General features: G+C 37.5%; 15 protein-coding genes, 2 tRNA genes and 1 other annotated feature. Of the genes, 13 read left to right on the top strand and 4 right to left on the bottom strand.

What is annotated here, in order from left to right; translation table 11 throughout:
* Positions 1-357 precede the first annotated feature (357 nt).
* From dnaA to AAIB49_RS13750, 8 genes are all read left to right on the top strand, one after another.
* The gene (dnaA, locus tag AAIB49_RS13785; protein WP_339217644.1) at positions 358-1,698 is read left to right on the top strand and encodes a chromosomal replication initiator protein DnaA; all 1,341 of its coding nucleotides are present in this window, start codon (positions 358-360) and stop codon (positions 1,696-1,698) included.
* Between the two features lie 190 nt (positions 1,699-1,888).
* Positions 1,889-3,025 carry a DNA polymerase III subunit beta gene (gene dnaN, locus AAIB49_RS13780; RefSeq protein WP_339217643.1) on the top strand — a complete coding sequence of 379 codons (1,137 nt, stop codon included), beginning with the start codon at positions 1,889-1,891 and terminating at the stop codon, positions 3,023-3,025.
* 441 nt (positions 3,026-3,466) lie between these two features.
* Entirely contained in the window at positions 3,467-3,688 is a 222-nt protein-coding gene (yaaA, locus tag AAIB49_RS13775; protein ID WP_339217641.1) for a S4 domain-containing protein YaaA, read from the top strand.
* Positions 3,689-3,708: 20 nt separating this feature from the next.
* Positions 3,709-4,821, top strand: coding sequence for a DNA replication/repair protein RecF (recF, locus tag AAIB49_RS13770; RefSeq protein WP_339217639.1), 1,113 nt, complete (start codon positions 3,709-3,711; stop codon positions 4,819-4,821).
* 32 nt (positions 4,822-4,853) lie between these two features.
* Positions 4,854-5,132 carry an extracellular matrix regulator RemB gene (remB, locus tag AAIB49_RS13765; RefSeq protein ID WP_343458351.1) on the top strand — a complete coding sequence of 93 codons (279 nt, stop codon included), beginning with the start codon at positions 4,854-4,856 and terminating at the stop codon, positions 5,130-5,132.
* 23 nt (positions 5,133-5,155) lie between these two features.
* Complete coding sequence (gene gyrB / locus AAIB49_RS13760) at positions 5,156-7,075, top strand: DNA topoisomerase (ATP-hydrolyzing) subunit B (RefSeq protein ID WP_343458350.1); 1,920 nt, start codon at positions 5,156-5,158, stop codon at positions 7,073-7,075.
* A gap of 106 nt (positions 7,076-7,181) precedes the next feature.
* Positions 7,182-9,683: a DNA gyrase subunit A gene (gyrA, locus tag AAIB49_RS13755; protein ID WP_343458349.1), complete on the top strand. Its 2,502-nt coding sequence runs from the start codon at positions 7,182-7,184 to the stop codon at positions 9,681-9,683.
* Positions 9,684-9,753: 70 nt separating this feature from the next.
* Positions 9,754-10,842: an HD-GYP domain-containing protein gene (locus AAIB49_RS13750; protein ID WP_343458348.1), complete on the top strand. Its 1,089-nt coding sequence runs from the start codon at positions 9,754-9,756 to the stop codon at positions 10,840-10,842.
* 10 nt (positions 10,843-10,852) lie between these two features.
* Here the strand turns inward: AAIB49_RS13750 and AAIB49_RS13745 are convergent, their stop codons facing one another.
* A complete protein-coding gene (locus AAIB49_RS13745; RefSeq protein ID WP_343458347.1) occupies positions 10,853-11,809 on the bottom strand; it encodes a YaaC family protein in 957 nt (318 codons plus the stop codon).
* Positions 11,810-11,998: 189 nt separating this feature from the next.
* Here AAIB49_RS13745 and guaB point away from each other — a divergent pair, with 189 nt between their 5' ends.
* The 4 genes from guaB to AAIB49_RS13725 all read left to right on the top strand — a co-directional run bounded on the left by guaB (position 11,999) and on the right by AAIB49_RS13725 (position 17,192).
* A complete protein-coding gene (gene guaB, locus AAIB49_RS13740) occupies positions 11,999-13,474 on the top strand; it encodes an IMP dehydrogenase (RefSeq protein ID WP_343458346.1) in 1,476 nt (491 codons plus the stop codon).
* Between the two features lie 342 nt (positions 13,475-13,816).
* Positions 13,817-15,151 (top strand): D-alanyl-D-alanine carboxypeptidase family protein, encoded by a 1,335-nt coding sequence (locus AAIB49_RS13735; protein WP_339217625.1) that lies wholly within the window; start codon positions 13,817-13,819, stop codon positions 15,149-15,151.
* Between the two features lie 153 nt (positions 15,152-15,304).
* Positions 15,305-15,521 (top strand) — a binding site (T-box leader).
* Between the two features lie 46 nt (positions 15,522-15,567).
* Complete coding sequence (serS, locus tag AAIB49_RS13730; RefSeq protein ID WP_343458345.1) at positions 15,568-16,842, top strand: serine--tRNA ligase; 1,275 nt, start codon at positions 15,568-15,570, stop codon at positions 16,840-16,842.
* A gap of 257 nt (positions 16,843-17,099) precedes the next feature.
* Positions 17,100-17,192, top strand: a tRNA-Ser gene (locus AAIB49_RS13725).
* A 72-nt stretch (positions 17,193-17,264) separates the two neighbouring features.
* Here the strand turns inward: AAIB49_RS13725 and AAIB49_RS13720 are convergent.
* The 3 genes from AAIB49_RS13720 to AAIB49_RS13710 form a co-directional block, all read right to left on the bottom strand.
* A complete protein-coding gene (locus tag AAIB49_RS13720) occupies positions 17,265-17,942 on the bottom strand; it encodes a GTP pyrophosphokinase (RefSeq protein ID WP_343458364.1) in 678 nt (225 codons plus the stop codon).
* 190 nt (positions 17,943-18,132) lie between these two features.
* Positions 18,133-18,816 carry a deoxynucleoside kinase gene (locus AAIB49_RS13715; protein ID WP_186871076.1) on the bottom strand — a complete coding sequence of 228 codons (684 nt, stop codon included), beginning with the start codon at positions 18,814-18,816 and terminating at the stop codon, positions 18,133-18,135.
* A gap of 33 nt (positions 18,817-18,849) precedes the next feature.
* Positions 18,850-19,494, bottom strand: coding sequence for a deoxynucleoside kinase (locus tag AAIB49_RS13710; protein WP_343458344.1), 645 nt, complete (start codon positions 19,492-19,494; stop codon positions 18,850-18,852).
* 176 nt (positions 19,495-19,670) lie between these two features.
* On the opposite strand from AAIB49_RS13710, the gene AAIB49_RS13705 reads away from it, so the two are divergent.
* Positions 19,671-19,743 (top strand) — tRNA-Arg (locus AAIB49_RS13705).
* Positions 19,744-19,920: the final 177 nt, after the last annotated feature.

Genomic DNA, 19,920 nt, shown 5'->3' with positions numbered 1-19,920 from the left:
TTGTGGATATCCTGTGGACAATTATTCACAGTCTGTTTTTAACCTATCCACAAATTTTTATAATCTGCGAATAACTCTTTTCCATACTTGTACTGTATAATGTAAATTATCCACAACCACATGTAACTATTTTTTGTAGTTATCGTTAGAAAACATCACATTTTAATAGCAAATGGGATGATTTTCTATTGCAAGCTGGAAATAGTTTAACCTTGTTCTATCTGTGAAAGAAATAATAGATTATATACCTTTCCATCTTATGAAGCATCTTTTTAAAATATGCGGAAAAGATTGAGAGAGGTTTTTTATTCTTAATTTAGGCTAATCTATTATCGTTACTTGAAAGGGGGGAACGAATTGGAAAATATCCATGATTTATGGAATGCTACGCTTGAAAAGATAGAGGAAAAAATCAGTAAACCTAGCTTTGATACATGGTTAAAGGAGACGAAAGCAGAGAATTTAGAAGGAAATACGCTAACGATATCTGCTCCAACCGAATTTGCTAGAGATTGGTTAGAAGAACAATACTCCCAGCTAATTCAAAAGGTTTTACTAGAAGTAACAGGGTCAAAGCTTAATATAAAAATTATTATTCTAGATACTGTCATTGAAGAGGAATTTAAGCAGAAGCCAAAGCCAAAAGCAAATGTTCATGACACCCATGACGGAAAAACGATGCTAAATCCTAAATATACATTTGATACATTTGTAATTGGATCCGGAAACCGTTTTGCTCATGCCGCATCCTTAGCTGTTGCTGAAGCACCTGCGAAAGCTTACAACCCATTATTTATATATGGGGGCGTTGGCTTGGGGAAAACCCACTTAATGCATGCGATTGGCCACTATGTACTAGAACATAATAAAGATGCCAAGGTGGTATATATTTCGTCTGAGAAGTTCACGAATGAATTTATCGACGCCATTATGGAAAACAAAACGACTAACTTCCGTAATAAATACCGTAATGTTGATGTGTTGCTAATAGACGACATCCAATTTATTGCTGGAAAAGAGTCAACCCAGGAGGAATTCTTCCATACCTTTAATGCGCTTCATGAAGCAAATAAACAAATTATTATTTCTAGTGACCGGCCACCAAAGGAAATACCAACACTGGAAGATCGCCTTCGTTCTCGATTTGAATGGGGACTTATAACGGATATCACCCCTCCTGACTTGGAAACCAGGATCGCCATTTTAACGAAAAAGGCTAAAGCTGAAGGACTTGATATTCCAAATGAAGTCATGCTCTATATTGCTAATCAAATCGATACGAATATTCGCGAGCTTGAAGGTGCATTAATTCGCGTTGTGGCTTACTCATCACTTGTTAATCAAGATGTTGATGCGGCATTAGCAGCAGATGCATTAAAAGATATTATTCCTAACAATAAACCTCGAGTGATTACAATTGCTACGATTATGGAAGTGGTTGGCGAGAAATATAATGTCAAAAAAGAAGACTTTTTAGCTAAGAAACGTACAAAGTCCATTGCCTTTCCACGACAAATTGCGATGTATTTATCTAGAGAACTAACCGATTATTCCTTACCTAAAATTGGGGAAGAATTTGGCGGTCGTGATCATACAACTGTCATCCATGCCCATGAAAAAATAGCAGGCATGTTAGATAAGGATTCTCTTTTTGCGAAAGAAATTGAAGAAATTAAACAACAATTACACGCTCTTTAAGATGCTATCCCCTGTTTATAGCGTGGATAACACATACACAGTTACAAACAGTTTATTCACATGTGGATAACTATATTCTATCTAGGTTCAAACGGGTTATCCACATAATCACAGCCCTTATTACTATTATTACTATCTTTTTATAATAAAAAATAAATATATATAGAACCATCCATTGGAGGATTTTTTCATGAAATTTACGATTCAACGTGATCAATTAATCGATAGTGTTCAAGATGTAATGAAAGCTATATCTTCAAGAACAGCGATTCCAATTTTAACTGGAATGAAAATTGAGGCGAAATCTCATGGCATTACGTTAACTGGTAGTGATTCTGATATTTCGATTGAATCTTATATTCCAGCTGAAGAAGAAGGAATGGTCAATGTAGAAAATATCGAAGAAGGAAGTATTGTATTACATGCGAAATACTTCCCCGATATTGTACGGAAATTACCTGAACAACATGTAGAAATTGAAGCGGATGAAAATCTTAGCGTCACAATTCGTTCTGGTAAAGCAGAATTCCATTTAAATGGTCAAGATGCAGAAGAGTACCCTCAACTACCAAAATTACAAACAGATGATAGCTTTGAACTACCTACTGATTTATTAAAAAGCTTAATTAAGCAAACTGTATTTGCCGTTTCATCTATGGAAACGAGACCAATTCTAACTGGTGTCAATTTATCACTTGTCGATAATAAATTATCCTTTACCGCAACAGATAGTCACCGATTAGCATCTAGAGAAGTTCCTGTTAATTCAACAAAGGTTCAATTCCAAAGCATCGTTGTACCAGGAAAAAGCTTAAATGAATTAAATAAAATTCTTGATGACTCGGAAGAAATGGTAGAAATTAGTGTAACAAATAACCAAATCTTATTCAGAACGAAACACTTAAACTTCCTATCGAGAATTCTTGACGGTAACTATCCAGAAACATCTCGATTAATTCCTGAACAGAGTAAAACCGTTCTACAAGTCAAAACAAAAGACTTAATTTCTAGTATTGATCGTGCTTCTTTACTAGCACGTGAGGAACGGAATAATGTCGTAAAATTATCTACGTTAGATCAAAATATTGTAGAAATCACAAGTAATTCCCCTGAGGTTGGACATGTATCGGAAGAACTGACCGTACAATCCATCGAAGGAGAAGAACTGAAGATTTCGTTTAGCTCTAAATATATGTTAGATGCATTAAAAGTTATGGATGTTGATGAAGTGATGGTAGATTTCACTGGAGCAATGAGACCATTCATCATCCGCCCTATCAACGATCCAGCCATGATTCAATTAATCTTGCCAGTACGAACTTATTAACATGTGGATAAGTATATTTCCATAAAGAGTAGTATTGGTCAATCTCCAATCGAAGCACTGAGGAAACAAGTATTTCCATTGCTAAAGAGATAAAATGCTCTTGAAAATAATCATAACTATACGGAACGGTCGGTATGCACGGAGACTCCTGCTGGATTAATGAACCTCCATGCCCCCTTAAGAAGTAGCACAAAGGGCTGATAGGCAACCTGTTAGAAAGTGCAGTGTATACCGGCAGTGGTTCTGGCTAGAATAAAAAAATGGCTTTTATCACCAAAATGAATGATAAAAGCCATTTTTTTATGCACATAAATGCATTTATAAGCCTATATAACCGTTTTAACTATAATTTAAGGGGCATACCTTTCCTTAAAGCAAAAACTTTAGTAAAATGATAATAAGCGATGATTTCAAATAAACAATAAGAAACTGGTGATCAACTTGCATACAGAAATTGAAATTAATACGGAATATATCACCCTTGGCCAATTTGTAAAACTTACCAATGTATTAGAATCCGGTGGTATGGTAAAAGCATTTTTACAAGATCAAGGTGCAATTGTTAATGGAGAAAGAGAACAACGTCGAGGAAGAAAGCTATACCCGAATGATGTTGTAGAAATTGAGGGTGCTGGATCTTTTATTGTGGTTAAGAAAGATTAGTTCCTAAATGAGGAATCTACATGCATATTGAAGAAATAATACTAACCAATTATAGAAATTACCAAAAATTAGAGCTTAGCTTTGCCAATAAAGTAAATGTCATTATAGGTGAGAATGCACAAGGGAAAACGAACCTAATGGAATCTATCTACCTTCTCGCCTTTACGAAATCCCACCGGACACCAAAAGAAAAAGAATTAATCCGTTGGGATACAGAGTATGCTAAAATAGAAGGTAGAGTAAAAAAGCGAAATCAGTCGATTCCACTGGAAATCGTCATCTCTGCCAAAGGCAAAAAGGCTAAGTTGAATCACTTAGAGCAAAGAAGATTAAGTGATTATATTGGTAACTTAAACGTCGTCATGTTCGCCCCTGAAGACTTGACACTCGTAAAAGGACCTCCACAAATTCGTAGAAGATTTATCGATATGGAACTAGGTCAAATCCAGCCACGATATATTTATCACCTTGGACAATTTCAAAAAGTACTCAAGCAGCGGAATCATTTGTTGAAGCAAATGCAGCGAGATCGAAGTATGGATCGGGTGATGCTTGGTATTCTAACCGAGCAACTAATAGAGCATGCCAGTACGATTTTAGAAAGACGCTTTGCCTTTATTGAGCTATTAAGAAAATGGGCAAAGCCAATTCATCATGGAATTAGTCATGAACTAGAAGCGTTAGAGATTGTTTATTCACCTTCAATTGAAGTATTAGAAGGCGCATCTAGGGAGAAAATAGAAAATAGTTATCAGGAGAAATTCAATCAAATTATAGAAAAAGAGATTGAACGTGGAACAACGCTTTTAGGACCACATCGGGATGACATCCTTTTTTATGTGAACGGAAAAAATGTTCAAACCTATGGGTCACAAGGTCAGCAGCGGACAACCGCATTGTCTTTAAAGCTTGCTGAAATCGATCTTATATATAGCGAGGTAGGAGAATATCCGATCCTATTACTGGATGATGTCCTAAGTGAATTAGATGATTTTAGGCAATCACATCTTCTAAATACGATTCAAGGTAAGGTTCAAACCTTTGTTTCGACAACTAGTGTTGATGGCATTCATCACGAAACCTTGGAGAAAGCAGATATATTCAGGGTCCATAATGGAACAGTCACTAGGTAATGACAATAGGTGACTTGTTGGGGGAATAGAAATTGTTTATTCATATTGGAAATGGCAATGTTATCCGGTCAAACGATATTATTTCCATTGTTGACCATAATATTATTTCGTCATCAACAATCATGGACGAGATGATAACAGCTAACCAAACACATATTATTGGACCTAAGGAAGGTGCAAAGTCAGTCGTTATCACGAATAATCAGTTGTATTTTAGTGCATTGTCTGTTGCAACATTAAAGAAACGGGCAAGTATAAAATCAACTATCAGTAAACTTGATGATTATTCAGAGGATCTAGAGCTTGAATAATTAGAATGTAGGTGGAAAAAGCAATGGAAGAAAACGTAAAAGCAGATCAGTCGTATAATGCCGACCAGATACAAGTATTAGAAGGTTTAGAAGCAGTACGAAAAAGACCAGGGATGTATATTGGTTCTACAAGTGTAAAGGGACTACATCACTTAGTTTGGGAAATCGTTGATAACAGTATTGATGAAGCATTAGCAGGCTATTGTGATCATATCCAAGTCATTATCGAAGAGGATAACAGTATTACAGTAAAAGATAATGGCCGTGGAATTCCAGTCGATATTCAAAAAAAGACAGGTAAACCAGCAGTTGAAGTCATCATGACAGTACTCCATGCCGGTGGTAAATTCGGCGGTGGCGGATATAAAGTGTCTGGTGGACTACATGGTGTAGGTGCTTCCGTAGTAAATGCACTATCAACTAATTTAGAAGTATATGTCCATCGTGATGGGAAAATTCACTATATCGGATTTGAACGTGGTGTACCGACTAATGAACTTCAGATAGTTGGGGAGACCGATCACACTGGTACGACCACACACTTTAAACCAGACCCAGAAATCTTTACAGAAACGACTACGTATGATTTAGACACGCTCGTACAACGTGTACGTGAGCTTGCTTTCTTGAATAAAGGTATTCGTATCACCATTGAGGACAAACGTACGGGAGAAGAGCCACAGTCCTTCCATTATGAGGGTGGTATTAGTGAGTATGTGGAATATATCAACCGTAATAAAGAGGTACTACATGAGCCTTTCTATGCAGAAGGTGAAGATCAAGGGATAAGTGTTGAAGTATCGGTTCAATACAACGAAGGCTTTAATAGCAGCATTTACTCTTTTGCGAATAATATTCATACGTATGAAGGCGGTACACATGAGTCTGGCTTTAAGACAGGCCTAACCCGTGTCATTAATGATTATGCTCGAAAAAATGGTCTTATGAAGGAAAATGAGCCTAATTTAACTGGGGATGATGTACGCGAAGGAATTACCGCAATCGTTTCCGTTAAACACCCAGATCCACAGTTTGAAGGGCAAACGAAAACGAAGCTAGGAAATAGCGAGGTTCGTGCGATTACAGACTCGATCTTTAGTGAGTTATTTTCTACGTTTTTACTTGAAAATCCATCTGTTGGTAAAACCATTGTAGAAAAAGGATTAATGGCTTCCCGTGCACGTGCTGCTGCGAAAAAAGCACGAGATTTAACGAGAAGAAAAAGTGCCCTTGAAATTTCGAATTTACCAGGTAAGCTTGCTGACTGTTCATCGAAGGATGCTTCCATTAGTGAACTATATATCGTAGAGGGTGACTCTGCGGGTGGATCGGCAAAACAAGGTAGAGATAGACATTTCCAAGCAATTTTACCGTTACGAGGTAAAATCTTAAACGTGGAAAAAGCGCGTTTAGACCGTATTTTATCTAATCTGGAAGTACGTTCTATGATTACGGCGATGGGAACCGGTATTGGCGATGACTTTGATATCACAAAAGCAAGATATCAAAAAATCGTCATTATGACCGATGCCGATGTTGATGGTGCACATATACGAACATTACTATTAACATTTTTCTACCGTTTTATGCGTCCATTAATTGAACATGGCTATATTTATATCGCCCAACCACCTCTTTACAAGGTCCAACAAGGTAAGGCTGTACATTATGCGTATAATGATGCTGAGATGGATAGGATTTTAAGAGAATTACCAGAGGTGCCAAAACCTGGTATCCAACGTTACAAAGGTCTTGGTGAGATGAATGCCGAACAGCTTTGGGAAACAACGATGGATCCAAACAACCGTACCTTGCTACAGGTGGAGTTAAAAGACGCGATTGAAGCGGATCAGGTATTTGATATGTTGATGGGTGATAAAGTAGAACCTAGACGTCAGTTCATTGAAGAGAATGCTCAATACGTGAAAAACTTGGATATTTAAGCTAGCTAAATAAAATGTAATAGAATTCGGAAACCGATTCATTCGGTTTCCATAAATGTCTAAAACGATATAGATGGTCTAGACATTATCAGGAGGTTTTTAATCGATGGCGGATCAGGAACGTCAAAGCGTAAAAGAAATAAATATAAGCCAAGAAGTGCGGACATCCTTTTTAGATTATGCGATGAGTGTAATTGTTGCACGTGCATTGCCTGATGTACGTGATGGAATGAAGCCTGTACACCGAAGAATATTATATGCGATGAATGATTTAGGAATGCATTCCGATAAAGCATATAAAAAATCTGCACGTATTGTTGGAGAAGTAATTGGTAAGTATCACCCGCATGGTGACTCTGCTGTTTACGAAGCGATGGTACGTATGGCACAGCCATTTAGTTATCGTTACCCATTAGTGGATGGGCATGGTAACTTCGGTTCTGTCGATGGTGACTCAGCTGCTGCAATGCGTTATACCGAAGCGAGAATGTCAAAGATATCGATGGAGCTACTGCGTGATATTAATAAAGACACCATTGATTATCAAGATAACTATGATGGTTCCGAACGAGAGCCAGCAGTCTTCCCTTCTCGTTTTCCAAACCTATTAGTGAATGGAGCATCAGGGATTGCCGTTGGGATGGCTACTAATATTCCGCCACATAATCTAGGCGAAACGATTGATGCCGTTTTAGCCGTGAGTAAGGATCCAGAAATCACCATTGATGAGATTATGGAAAATTACTTACCAGGACCGGACTTCCCTACTGCTGGGATTATTTTAGGACGAAGTGGTATTCGTAGAGCCTATGAAACTGGTAAAGGCTCGGTTACGGTTCGCGCTAAAGTGGAAATAGAAGAACAAGCAAATGGTAAATCGACTATTCTCGTAACAGAGCTACCATACCAAGTAAACAAAGCGAAGCTAATTGAAAAAATTGCTGAGTTAGTTCGTGATAAGCGGATTGAAGGAATTACCGACCTACGTGATGAATCCGATCGTAATGGTATGCGTATTGTGATGGAGTTACGTCGTGATGTTAATGCGAATGTATTACTAAACAACCTGTACAAATATACGTCATTACAAACTACTTTTGGGGTCAATACATTAGCACTTGTAAACGGTATTCCAAAGGTATTAAATATTAAAGAATGTCTGATTCATTATTTAGACCATCAAAAAGTAATCATTCGACGCCGTACGGAATTTGAATTACGAAAAGCAGAAGCAAGAGCTCATATTTTAGAAGGTCTACGTATTGCCTTAGATCACTTGGATGAAGTGATTGCTTTAATCCGTAATTCCAAAACGGCAGATGTTGCTCGTGAAGGCTTAATGACACGCTTTAGCTTAACTGAAAAACAAGCACAAGCAATCCTAGACATGAGATTACAACGCTTAACTGGTTTAGAGCGTGAAAAGATAGAAAATGAATACAATGAGTTACAAAAGCTCATTCAAGAATTAAGGGCTGTTCTAGCGGATGAAGAAAAAGTATTAGAAATTATCCGTGAAGAATTAACCGAAATCAAAGAGAAATATGGTGATGATCGCCGAACTGAAATTACCGTTGGTGGCTCTGATTTCTTTGAGGATGAAGATTTAATTCCGGAAGAAAATATCGTGATTACCCTAACCCATAAAGGCTATATTAAACGCCTACCTTCTTCCACCTACCGTGTTCAAAAGCGTGGTGGCCGTGGAATCCAGGGAATGGGTACGAATGAGGATGACTTTGTGGAGCATCTTGTATCAACATCCACCCATGATACGATTTTATTCTTTACGAATAAAGGGAAGGTATACAAGGTAAAAGGATACGAAATTCCGGAATATAGCCGAACTGCAAAAGGATTACCAATTATTAACCTCCTTCAAATTGAAAAAGAAGAATGGATTAATGCGGTCATCTCTGTTAGCGAATTTAGTGAGGACCTAAACTTCTTCTTCACGACGAAGCAAGGGATTTCAAAACGGACTAGCCTATCGCAATTTGCTAATATTCGTAAAGGCGGTCTAATCGCACTTGGTTTACGTGATGATGACGAACTAATCTCTGTCCGTTTAACAGATGGAACGAAGGATATTATGATTGCTACGAAGGAAGGCTATTTAATTCGCTTCCCTGAAGATCAGGTAAGACTTATGGGTAGAACTGCTACGGGTGTTCGTGGTATCTCCTTACGTGACGATGATGAAGTAGTTTCGATGGAAATACTAGAAGAAGGCTTACAAATTCTACATGTTACGAATAAAGGTATCGGAAAACGTACACCAGAAGACCAATACCGTATTACCAATCGTGGTGGTAAAGGGATCTTCACAGCGAAAATATCCGAAGAAACTGGTCATATTGTCTCTGTACAAGCAGTTACCGGTGATGAAGATATTATGTTAATTACAGCAGCTGGTGTGTTAATCCGTATTCCAGTAGAAGGAATATCACAAACAGGAAGAAACACACGCGGTGTTCGTCTAATCCGTTTACAAGAAGGCGAAGAAGTAGCAACGGTAGCGAAGATTGATAAGGATGAAGAAGAGTTAGAGGCTCCTAATGAAGAAGAAGCAAATGTTTCAGGAGAAGCTAGTTCAGAAGATGAATAATAGATAAAAATGAGGTGACGAAGAAATAACTCTCCTTCGTCACCAATATTCATCAAAGGGAGGGAATAACATGCGTGTTACACCAACTCAAATAGTTCCTGGTTGTATTCTCTTACGTGAGGTTAGAGGGAAAACAAACCGTCCAATTATCCCCCAAAATACCGTATTAGATGAAAAGCATATTAAGATATTACATAAATTTTTAATTAAACAGGTTGATGTTTCGGAACGGCTGAAGGATGGTACACCATTTAAGCCCAAGACCACGGATGAACAAGTGGAATCACCTAGTCCAACATCAAACCACCTTGCACCACTGTTATCTTTTAAAGAACATTACCTGCATGTCGTAGCAGAATACAAGAAGCTGTATCATTCTTGGTGTAATAGTATCCCTATTGATAGCTTGGCAGTTCGGAATCTAATTTTACCGTTAATTGACCGAATGGACGATATTGGTTCCGAAATATATACTCTCCATCAGTATGCGAATAAAAAGGATTATTTTTTCCACCACAGTGTCGCTGTGTCCATTCTTAGTGCTTATTTAGGCAAGAAGATGGGGTATCAAAAAGGAGAATGGTATCAAATTGGAATGGCTGGATTATTATGCGATGCGGGCATGGCAAAATTAGATACCTATTCCATCTATAAAGAAGGCGAATTGACAAAAGAGGAAATCAAAGAGATGCGAAAACACCCAACCTACTCTTATCGTATGTTGGAACAGATTTCGACATTCCCTTATACCGTGAAATTAGCAGTTCTTCAGCACCATGAGCGAATAGATGGAAGCGGATACCCTTTAGGCTTATCGCAAGAAAAAATTCACGGCTTTGCTAGAATTATTGCCGTATGTGATATGTACCATGCGATGACAAGTGAACGGGTATATCGAAAGAAGCAATCACCATTTAAAGTGATTGAAGCATTACAACAGGATCAATTTAGCAAGCTAGATCCTCGCGTCGTTCAAGTCTTCGTCGATGCTATTGCTAATTTTTCTATTGGAACGAGAATTGTCCTATCGAATGAACAGGTTGGGGAGATTGTCTTTATTGATCAAAAACAACCTACTAGACCGATTATTCGATTAGACAATGGAGAAATCATTACGTTAAGCAATCATCATAATTTGCATATTAAGGAAATAGTATAGAGGGAGCAGCTTATTGCCCCTCTATTTTCTTATGAAGATATTCCCCAATTAAGAGTGGAATCTTCTTCTGGGTAATCGTTAAAAAGCTTGAGATGAATGGATAATCCACATCCGGCTTCGTTGCTAATAATTCTCCCCACCATTCTGCTTCATAACGGGATAGCATACTAAGATTGTATAAAAGCAAATAGTGTACCATTATTTCCGATAGTGGAAAAAAGAGCTGTCGATCAGTAGGGAGATAGATCATGCCATCCAGGTCCATTTGAAAAGGGCTTACGGTTGGGATAAGGGTGTCTGTTAAGTGGAGCGTAATCGATTCGGAATCTATCTGGCTTTCCTGAAAAGACAGATAATCCTTCAACCGCTTGATTAACGCATTTTCTGTCATATGATAATGATCGCAAACTTCTTTTGGGATACGGATTAATCTATCTCCCCTTTTCCCGATTGGAATCAAGCTTTGATCCTGTTCTAACGCAAAGTAGTTGATTAGCTCTGGAATAAGGCTAAATAAGCTTCTCATCGTCATTTTTTCAAACGGCAGCTGTTTGATTCCGAAGAGATGCTGTGAAAAGTATGGAAATAATCCTTTATGCTGTACCTTAACCTCATCCTCTAAAAAGCTATAGTCCTTCTTTTTCCGCTTTCTAGCTGATACACCGTGTGCTAGCACAGAGGTAGATTCAGGATACTCCGGTCTTTTCGTTAGCAAGCATGCTTTTAATAAATGGGCCATCCCATAAAAGAACATGACAGGTTTTAATACTAAATCAAGCTGTTCACCTGCACGATAGTATTCTTTTCCATGGTTTAAGCAATACATAAAGACATTACAATTTTCGTAGCTTTTCCGCTCAGCATCGACATCTTCTAAAGGCAGGTAGCAAAGATATAAATATTTCTGGGCGGTTTGCTGTGATTGTAAATACGTGTAAAACGACTGAATATCTTCCGAAAAACGCATAAAATACTTCCTCTTTTTTGATAGAAAAATTTGAAAATATGAACATTAAATTAACAGCAATCTCTTATTGAAATTATGATTCGGTTGGCGTATTGTATATAACAATAGATATACGTATTAGCTTTCCCAGAGTTAGATATAATATTCTTTTACCTTTGTTTTCACTACTAAATTGAAGGAGGATTTTATATGAGAAAGGATAAGTTTCAGAAAGAAGGATTAACATTTGATGATGTTCTATTACTTCCTGCTAAGTCAGAGGTTCTACCACGTGAGGTAGATGTCAGTACGGTTTTAACCAAGAATATCAAGCTAAATGCGCCTTTAATTAGTGCTGGAATGGATACCGTGACCGAAGCAACAATGGCAATTGCAATGGCTAGACAGGGCGGCTTAGGAATCATTCATAAGAACATGTCGATTGAAGAGCAAGCAGAACAAGTTGATCGTGTAAAACGCTCTGAAAGTGGTGTTATAACCAATCCATTCTTCCTAACACCAGATCATCAAGTATTCGACGCAGAACATTTAATGGGGAAATATCGCATTTCCGGTGTACCGGTAGTCAATAGTGAAACAGAACAGAAGCTTGTTGGTATCATTACGAACCGTGATTTACGTTTTATCCAAGACTACTCTATTAAAATTTCTGAGGTCATGACTAGTGAAAACCTCGTAACTGCTTCCGTTGGAACGACATTAGATGAAGCAGGAAAAATCCTTCAGCAATATAAAATTGAAAAATTACCTCTAGTAGATGAACATGGTATTTTAAAAGGATTAATTACCATTAAAGATATTGAAAAAGTAATTGAGTTTCCAAACGCTGCCAAGGATGCACAAGGTCGTTTATTAGTTGGTGCAGCTGTAGGGGTTACAGGAGATTCCGTGAAACGAATCGAAGCACTAGTTCAGGCTGGTGTGGATGTCGTAGTTATCGATACAGCACATGGTCATTCTCAAGGTGTATTAGACCAATTGAGAAAAATCCGAAATGCTTATCCAGAACTGGATATTATTGCGGGGAATGTTGCAACAGCAGAAGGAACGAAAGCATTAATTGAAGCAGGTGCAACTATTGTAAAAGTTGGAATTGGTCCTGGCTCGATTTGTACGACAAGAGTTGTTGCAGGTGTCGGCGTTCCTCAGATTACAGCAGTTTATGATTGTGCAGAAGCAGCAGCAGAATATGGTGTTCCAGTCATTGCAGATGGTGGAATTAAATATTCTGGTGATATTACAAAGGCTATTGCAGCAGGAGCACATGCGGTAATGCTTGGAAGTATGTTTGCAGGGGTATCTGAAAGCCCTGGTGAAACGGAAATCTATCAAGGTAGAAGATATAAAGTATACCGTGGTATGGGATCTGTAGGCGCGATGAAAGCAGGCTCAAAGGATCGTTACTTCCAAGAATCTGCCGATGCGAAAAAACTAGTACCAGAGGGCATTGAAGGAAGAGTGGCCTATAAAGGACCACTTGCAGATACCATTCATCAATTACTAGGCGGATTACGTTCCGGTATGGGTTATTGTGGAACACCGACAATAGACCAACTACGCAATGAAGGACAATTCATCCGCATTACCAATGCTGGCCTAACAGAAAGTCATCCACATGATGTTCAAATTACAAAAGAAGCACCGAATTATTCCTTGAAAGGGTAATTTTGGAAGGGAATAGGCTGAAAAAATAATCTTACCTATGAAAAAACCAAACTGATATTGTAATTCTCTCTTAGAATTCAATTAAGTTCGGTTTTTTCTTTTGGGGATAGGAATGTAGCAATCAAAGCGGTTTAGCTTTGGGTACGCTATGCATTCCTCATTAGTTCCTAGAAGCATGAGCTAGCAACTCTAGTAATTGGTAAAAATTACGCATAAGTAAAACTACCTATTTACGACAGAATAAGCGAGATGAGGGTTTATATAATAGCTAAATTTATGATAAAATAGGAAAGGTGTTCTATAAAAATAAAAGCATTGAAATATAGGGTGGAGGTCACAACATTGAAACAGATCTATTCAAAATTATTAATGGTGTCTCTAGCAATTCTAGTAGCCATGACATCATTTATAGCACAACCTACGAATATACAAGCTCAAGAATTAGAATTAGATGCTGAATCAGCTATTTTAGTTGATGCGGATACAGGGAAAGTTCTTTATGCCAAAGACCCTGATATTGCCCTTCCACCAGCAAGTATGACAAAGATTATGACGGAATATCTTGTTTTGGAAGCGATTGAAAATGGGGAAATCACATGGGAAACAACAACACAAATTAGTGATTACGCATATAGCATCTCAGCTAACCCTGAGTTTTCTGGTATTGGTCTAACACAAGATAAACCGTATACCGTAAAGGAATTATATGAAGCAATGGCCATCTTCTCTGATAATGGGACAACCATTGCCCTTGCTGAACTAGTATCTGGTTCTGAAGGTGAATTTGTAAAACGAATGAATCAAAAGGCAGAAGAAATGGGCCTTCCTGATTTCCAATTTGTTAACTCTACTGGATTAGATAATAGCTCGCTTGGAGATAACTATCCAGAAGGTACGGATCCAAACGGAACAGACATGCTTTCCGCTCGTTCTCTAGCATTGTTAGCTTATAACTTGATTAATGATTATCCACACGCACTAGAGATTTCTAGTCGTATCGAGACAGAATTTGAGGGATATAAAGTAGAGAACTTGAACTGGATGCTGCCACATGAAGCAACATACCTGAAGCAGTTCCACTATGAAGGAATCGATGGATTAAAGACAGGTTACACTGGCCTAGCAGGTTATACGTTCACTGGTACTGCAGAACGTGACGGAAGAAGATTGATTACTGTTGTCATGCGTACAGATAGTAAGGAAGCTCGATTTGAGCAGACTGCTAGATTAATGGATTATGGTTTCGGCCAATTTGAAAATAAAGAACTATTTGCTGCTGGCTATCAGCTGAAGGATAAAGAAACAATTCCTGTAGCAAAAGGGAAAGAAGATCAAGTCGCAGTCTCTATTGGTGAAGGAATCTCCCTTCCAATTAAAAAAGGAGACGAAGAGCTGTATAAATTAGAATACAACATCGATGAAGGCAAGCTAAATGAAGCTGGCGAATTAGTAGCACCAGTTGAAAAAGGCGATAAAATCGGTACAGCACAACTAGTATTTACTGGTGATAATGATTATGGCTATATCACGAATACTACTAATCTATCAGTAGATTTAATCGCAGACGAGTCAGTTGAGAAATCTAACTGGTTCATGCTAGCACTAGGTGCAGTCGGCGACTTCTTCAGCGGAATCTTCTCCTCTGTTGTCGATATGGTTAAAGGCTGGTTTTCTTAAGAAAGAATAATGTGTAATTATGTTCACTCGTCATAATCAACTATGGCGAGTGAATTTTTTTAATGAATTATGGTTAACTAAAACAGTCTAAGAATAAAACTTGCACTTTTTACAAAAATTAGCTAATATAATGATTAACTAAAAAATGAACTTAGAAAAGTTATGATAGGAAATAGTAACAGTAATATTTTCCAAAGAGAGTCGATGGTTGGTGCGAATCGATGAAAATCTGCTGTGAATCCATCCTTGAACTGGTTTACCGAAATAATAGTAAGTAAACCCGGTTACGTACCGTTAACACGACTAGAGCCGGAAGAGATTACTCTTCAACAAGGGTGGCAACGCGGGAATATAAACTCTCGTCCCTATTTTTGGGATGAGGGTTTTTTTGTATTTAATAAAAGGAGGAAATGCACATGTTAGACATGAAGTATTTACGCAATAATTTTGAAGAAGTAAAAGGAAAGCTGCAGCATCGCGGTGAAGACCTATCTGAGCTAGACCGCTTTGGTGAACTAGACGAACGTCGTCGTGAATTAATTACCAAGACTGAGGCACTTAAGGCACAACGAAATGAAGTAACGAAGCAAATCTCACAGCTGAAAAAGGAAAAAAAGGATGCTGATGAAGCAATTAAAGAAATGCGTCAAGTTGGTGACCAAATAAAAGAATACGATGATGAATTAAGAGAGATTGAAGAAACATTACAAACAATCATGCTATCTATTCCTAATATTCCACATGAAAGTGTGCCAGTTGGTGAAAGTGAAGATGATAATATAGAAGCTCGTAAATGGGGAGAAGTACCAGCATTTCAATTTGAAGCACAACCACACTGGGATATTGCAACAAATTTAGATATTCTTGATTTTGAACGAGCTGGAAAAGTAACTGGAAGCCGCTTTGTATTCTATAAAGGTCTTGGAGCTAGACTAGAGCGTGCATTATGGAGCTTTATGATGGATTTACATGCCGATGAGCATGGTTATGTCGAAATGCTCCCTCCAACCATCGTCAATCGTAGTAGCATGACAGGAACTGGTCAGCTGCCTAAATTTGAAGAGGATGCGTTTAAATTAGAAGGCTGGGATTATTTCATGGTACCAACTGCTGAAGTACCGGTGACAAACTATCATCGCGAAGAAATCCTTCGTGTAGAAGACCTACCGACTAAATATGTTGCGTTTAGTGGAAGCTTCCGTTCTGAAGCGGGTTCTGCTGGTCGTGATACACGTGGTTTAATCCGTCAGCACCAATTTAATAAAGTAGAGTTGGTTCAATTTGTTAAACCAGAGGACTCTTATGAAGCATTAGAGGAACTAACCGGACATGCAGAAAAAGTACTCAAGCTTCTGCAATTACCATATCGTGTCATGAGCATGTGTACTGGTGACTTAGGCTTTACCGCTGCGAAGAAATATGATCTTGAGGTTTGGATTCCTAGCCAAGATACCTACCGTGAAATTTCTTCTTGCTCTAATTTTGAAGATTTCCAAGCAAGACGCGCTGGCATTCGTTTCAGAAGAGAAGCAAATGGTAAGCCAGAATTCGTTCATACCTTAAACGGTTCAGGTCTTGCAATTGGCCGTACGATAGCAGCAATCTTAGAAAATTACCAACAAGAAGACGGTTCTGTCAAAGTGCCAGAAGTACTGGTTCCTTATATGGGTGGAGTAGAATTTATTAAATAAAGGGATTGGAGCTGTCTAGGTTGGGAAAATCTAGTAATGGAGGATGATTTCGATATCTACTGGTTAGTAGATATCCTTCCTCTATTAGAGAGGAAATGCCTAGAATAAACGGCCTAAACAGCTCCATAACTCCTTTACAATGCGTTTGATAATTGTTGCTCAAGTTGGAAAAGTCTTTTATTTTGGTTTCGTTAAAAAAACGTAATAATCATGTTGACATTAAAAATCAAATCCTGTATATTAATATTTGTCGCAACGGAGGTATACCCAAGTCTGGCTGAAGGGATCGGTCTTGAAAACCGACAGGCGGGTCAAACCGCGCGGGGGTTCGAATCCCTCTACCTCCTCCATTTTAAACAAAGCGCATAAATATTGGAGATATTAAAAACCGCTATATTGTAGCGGTTTTTTTCGTTTTTGCACTATTCTTTTTTCAGAAATGATTCTAATAAGGCAATTGGGATATGATATTTCTCGTTATTAAGCTCCGAATGTAGTAAATCAAATTCATCCGCTTCGCTTTCCTTCAGCTTATTAATTTCTTTATGAAGCTTCTCCATCCGATAATCTAATTCAGAGGCTACAGTTGCGGTAAACTTTAATTCCTTCGTTAAATCCTCTGGAACATTCTTACTGTATTTATAAAAAATCTTATGTTCTAGACTAGCCCAGAAATCCATCGCAACCGTTCTAATTTGTATTTCAACATAAACCTCTTTCATTTGATCAGATAGGTAAACCGGTATCTTAACGATTAAATGAAGACTTTGATACCCATTAGGCTTTGGATTTTTGATATAATCCTTACATTCTACAACTGTAACGTCCTTTTGATTCTGCAATAAATCACTAATTTTATATATATCGGAAATAAAGGAACAAACAATCCGAATTCCCGCAATATCCCGTATAGTATTCTCAATAGATTCGAGATTAAAATCAATATTTTTCCTCGTAATTTTCTTAAAAATACTTTCTGGAGATTTTAATCTTGTTTTCGTATGTTCAATTGGATTATAGTCATGTATATGTTGAAATTCCTCTTTTAAAATTTGTATTTTTGTATCCATTTCATCAAGACCAAATTTATAAGACATCATGAAACGAGTTAATTCTTTACGGATCTCTTTTAGGCTTTGAATATTACTTTCTCCTGTATGCAAGGTATTTCTTCCTTTCCCACATGATAGTTTTATTATACTGCAAAGCATAGGTTAATACCGTTTTAAAGTAGATAAGAATTTTTTCAAAAAAAATGATACATCGCTTAGGATGTACCATTTGTCTTGCTTATTTAATAAGTTCTCTTGTTTCCCAACGTCTTGACTGCTGAATGAAATGGCCAATCTTCTCTAAAATTGGTTCGATTGAAGTATCATCTTCCATTAAATCATAGTCCGATATGTTAATTCTTAGGATAGGACAAGCATTGAAGTTATTGATCCAGTTTTCATAGCGATTGTACATTTCTTCCCAGTAAGAAATCGGTGTACTTTTTTCCATTTCACGCCCACGCTCTTGAATTCGTTTCAGAACCTCTTCAAAAGAACCTTCTAAATAAATGAGTAAATCTGGGTGTGGAAAGTATGGTGTCATCACCATAGATTCAAATAGGCTAGTGTATGTTTCATAGTCTGTTTTTGACATCGTGCCATTTTCATAATGCATTTTGGCGAAGATTCCAGTATCTTCATAAATCGAACGGTCCTGGATGAAGCCCCCACCATATTCAAATATCTTCTTCTGTTCCTTAAAACGTTCTGCTAAGAAATAAATTTGTAGATGGAAGCTCCATCGTTCGAAGTCTGCATAGAACTTTTCCAAGTATGGATTAGTATCCACTTTTTCAAAGGATGTTTTAAAGTTTAATGCATTGGCTAATGCTTTTGTCATCGTAGACTTCCCTACTCCAACCGTACCAGCGATTGTAATGATACTATCATTTGGGATATGATATTTTTCGCGTAAGTTCATCGTTAATCTCCTCTTATTAAAGGTTAAAAGTTATTATTTAGATACTATTTCAAAAGACTTCAATTGCTTTTGTACTTGCTCGATAATCTTCGTTAAATCATCCTCGTATTGAACAAAATCCATTTCATCACCATTGATACGGATGACTGGAATATCAGGATGCATCACTTCAAATTCGTTCATATAGGCTTCATAATCCTCTGCAAGCTGAGCTAAATAGGATGCCTTAATATTTTGCTCAATTTCTCTACCGCGCATTTGGATTCTATTTAAGATGGTATCCAAGCTTGCATGTAAATAAATCATCATATTTGGAACAGGCATGTCTGCGGTGAGGATATGATAAATTTTTTCGTACTTCTCAAATTTATCCGCTTGTAAGGTGCGTTTAGCAAAAATCATATTCTTCGATATATGGTAATCTGCAACAACTGATTTTCGTTGTGACAAATACTTTGTTTCAATATCTTCTAGTTGTTTAAATCGATTGCAAAGAAAGAACATTTCTGTTTGAAAGCTCCACTCATCGATGTCGTCGTAAAATTTACCTAGAAATGGATTCTCTTCTACAATCTCTTTTAATAAATAGAAGTTAAAATGATCTGATAGTCGTTTTGCTAACGATGTTTTACCAATACCAATTGGTCCTTCTATTGCAATAAATGGGACCTCTGTCATTCTAGTTCCCCCAATCAAATGAAATCAGACAGATATCTTTTAATTTTATCATACTACAAAAGCGCTATCTATACTCGATTTGAAGGATTAGAAAGTAATATTTGGTATATGGTTAAGTTTTGGCACTTTGAATTTATTACGGAGTTTTGTATAATAAGGAATGTTCCTATCCATATGCCTTCGTAGCTCAGGGGATAGAGCATCGGTTTCCTAAACCGTGTGTCGCAGGTTCGAATCCTGCCGGGGGCGTCATGAAAACCTTGCTGTGGCAAGGTTTTTTTTGTTATTTCTATAATTGAATGAATTTCATAATTCTTAGCCCTTGTGTATCAAGGGGTTTAAGAGATAAAAAAAGAAGTACCTCCCCAAATCTTGTATAATGGTAGTTGACCACAAACCATAAAAAGACTGGAGGAGTACTTCTTA

The sequence above is a fragment of the Ornithinibacillus proteolyticus genome (assembly GCF_039581225.1).
In the GTDB taxonomy this organism is placed as follows: Bacteria; Bacillota; Bacilli; order Bacillales; family Amphibacillaceae; genus Ornithinibacillus; species Ornithinibacillus massiliensis.
This window is presented reverse-complemented; position numbering and strand designations above follow the sequence as displayed.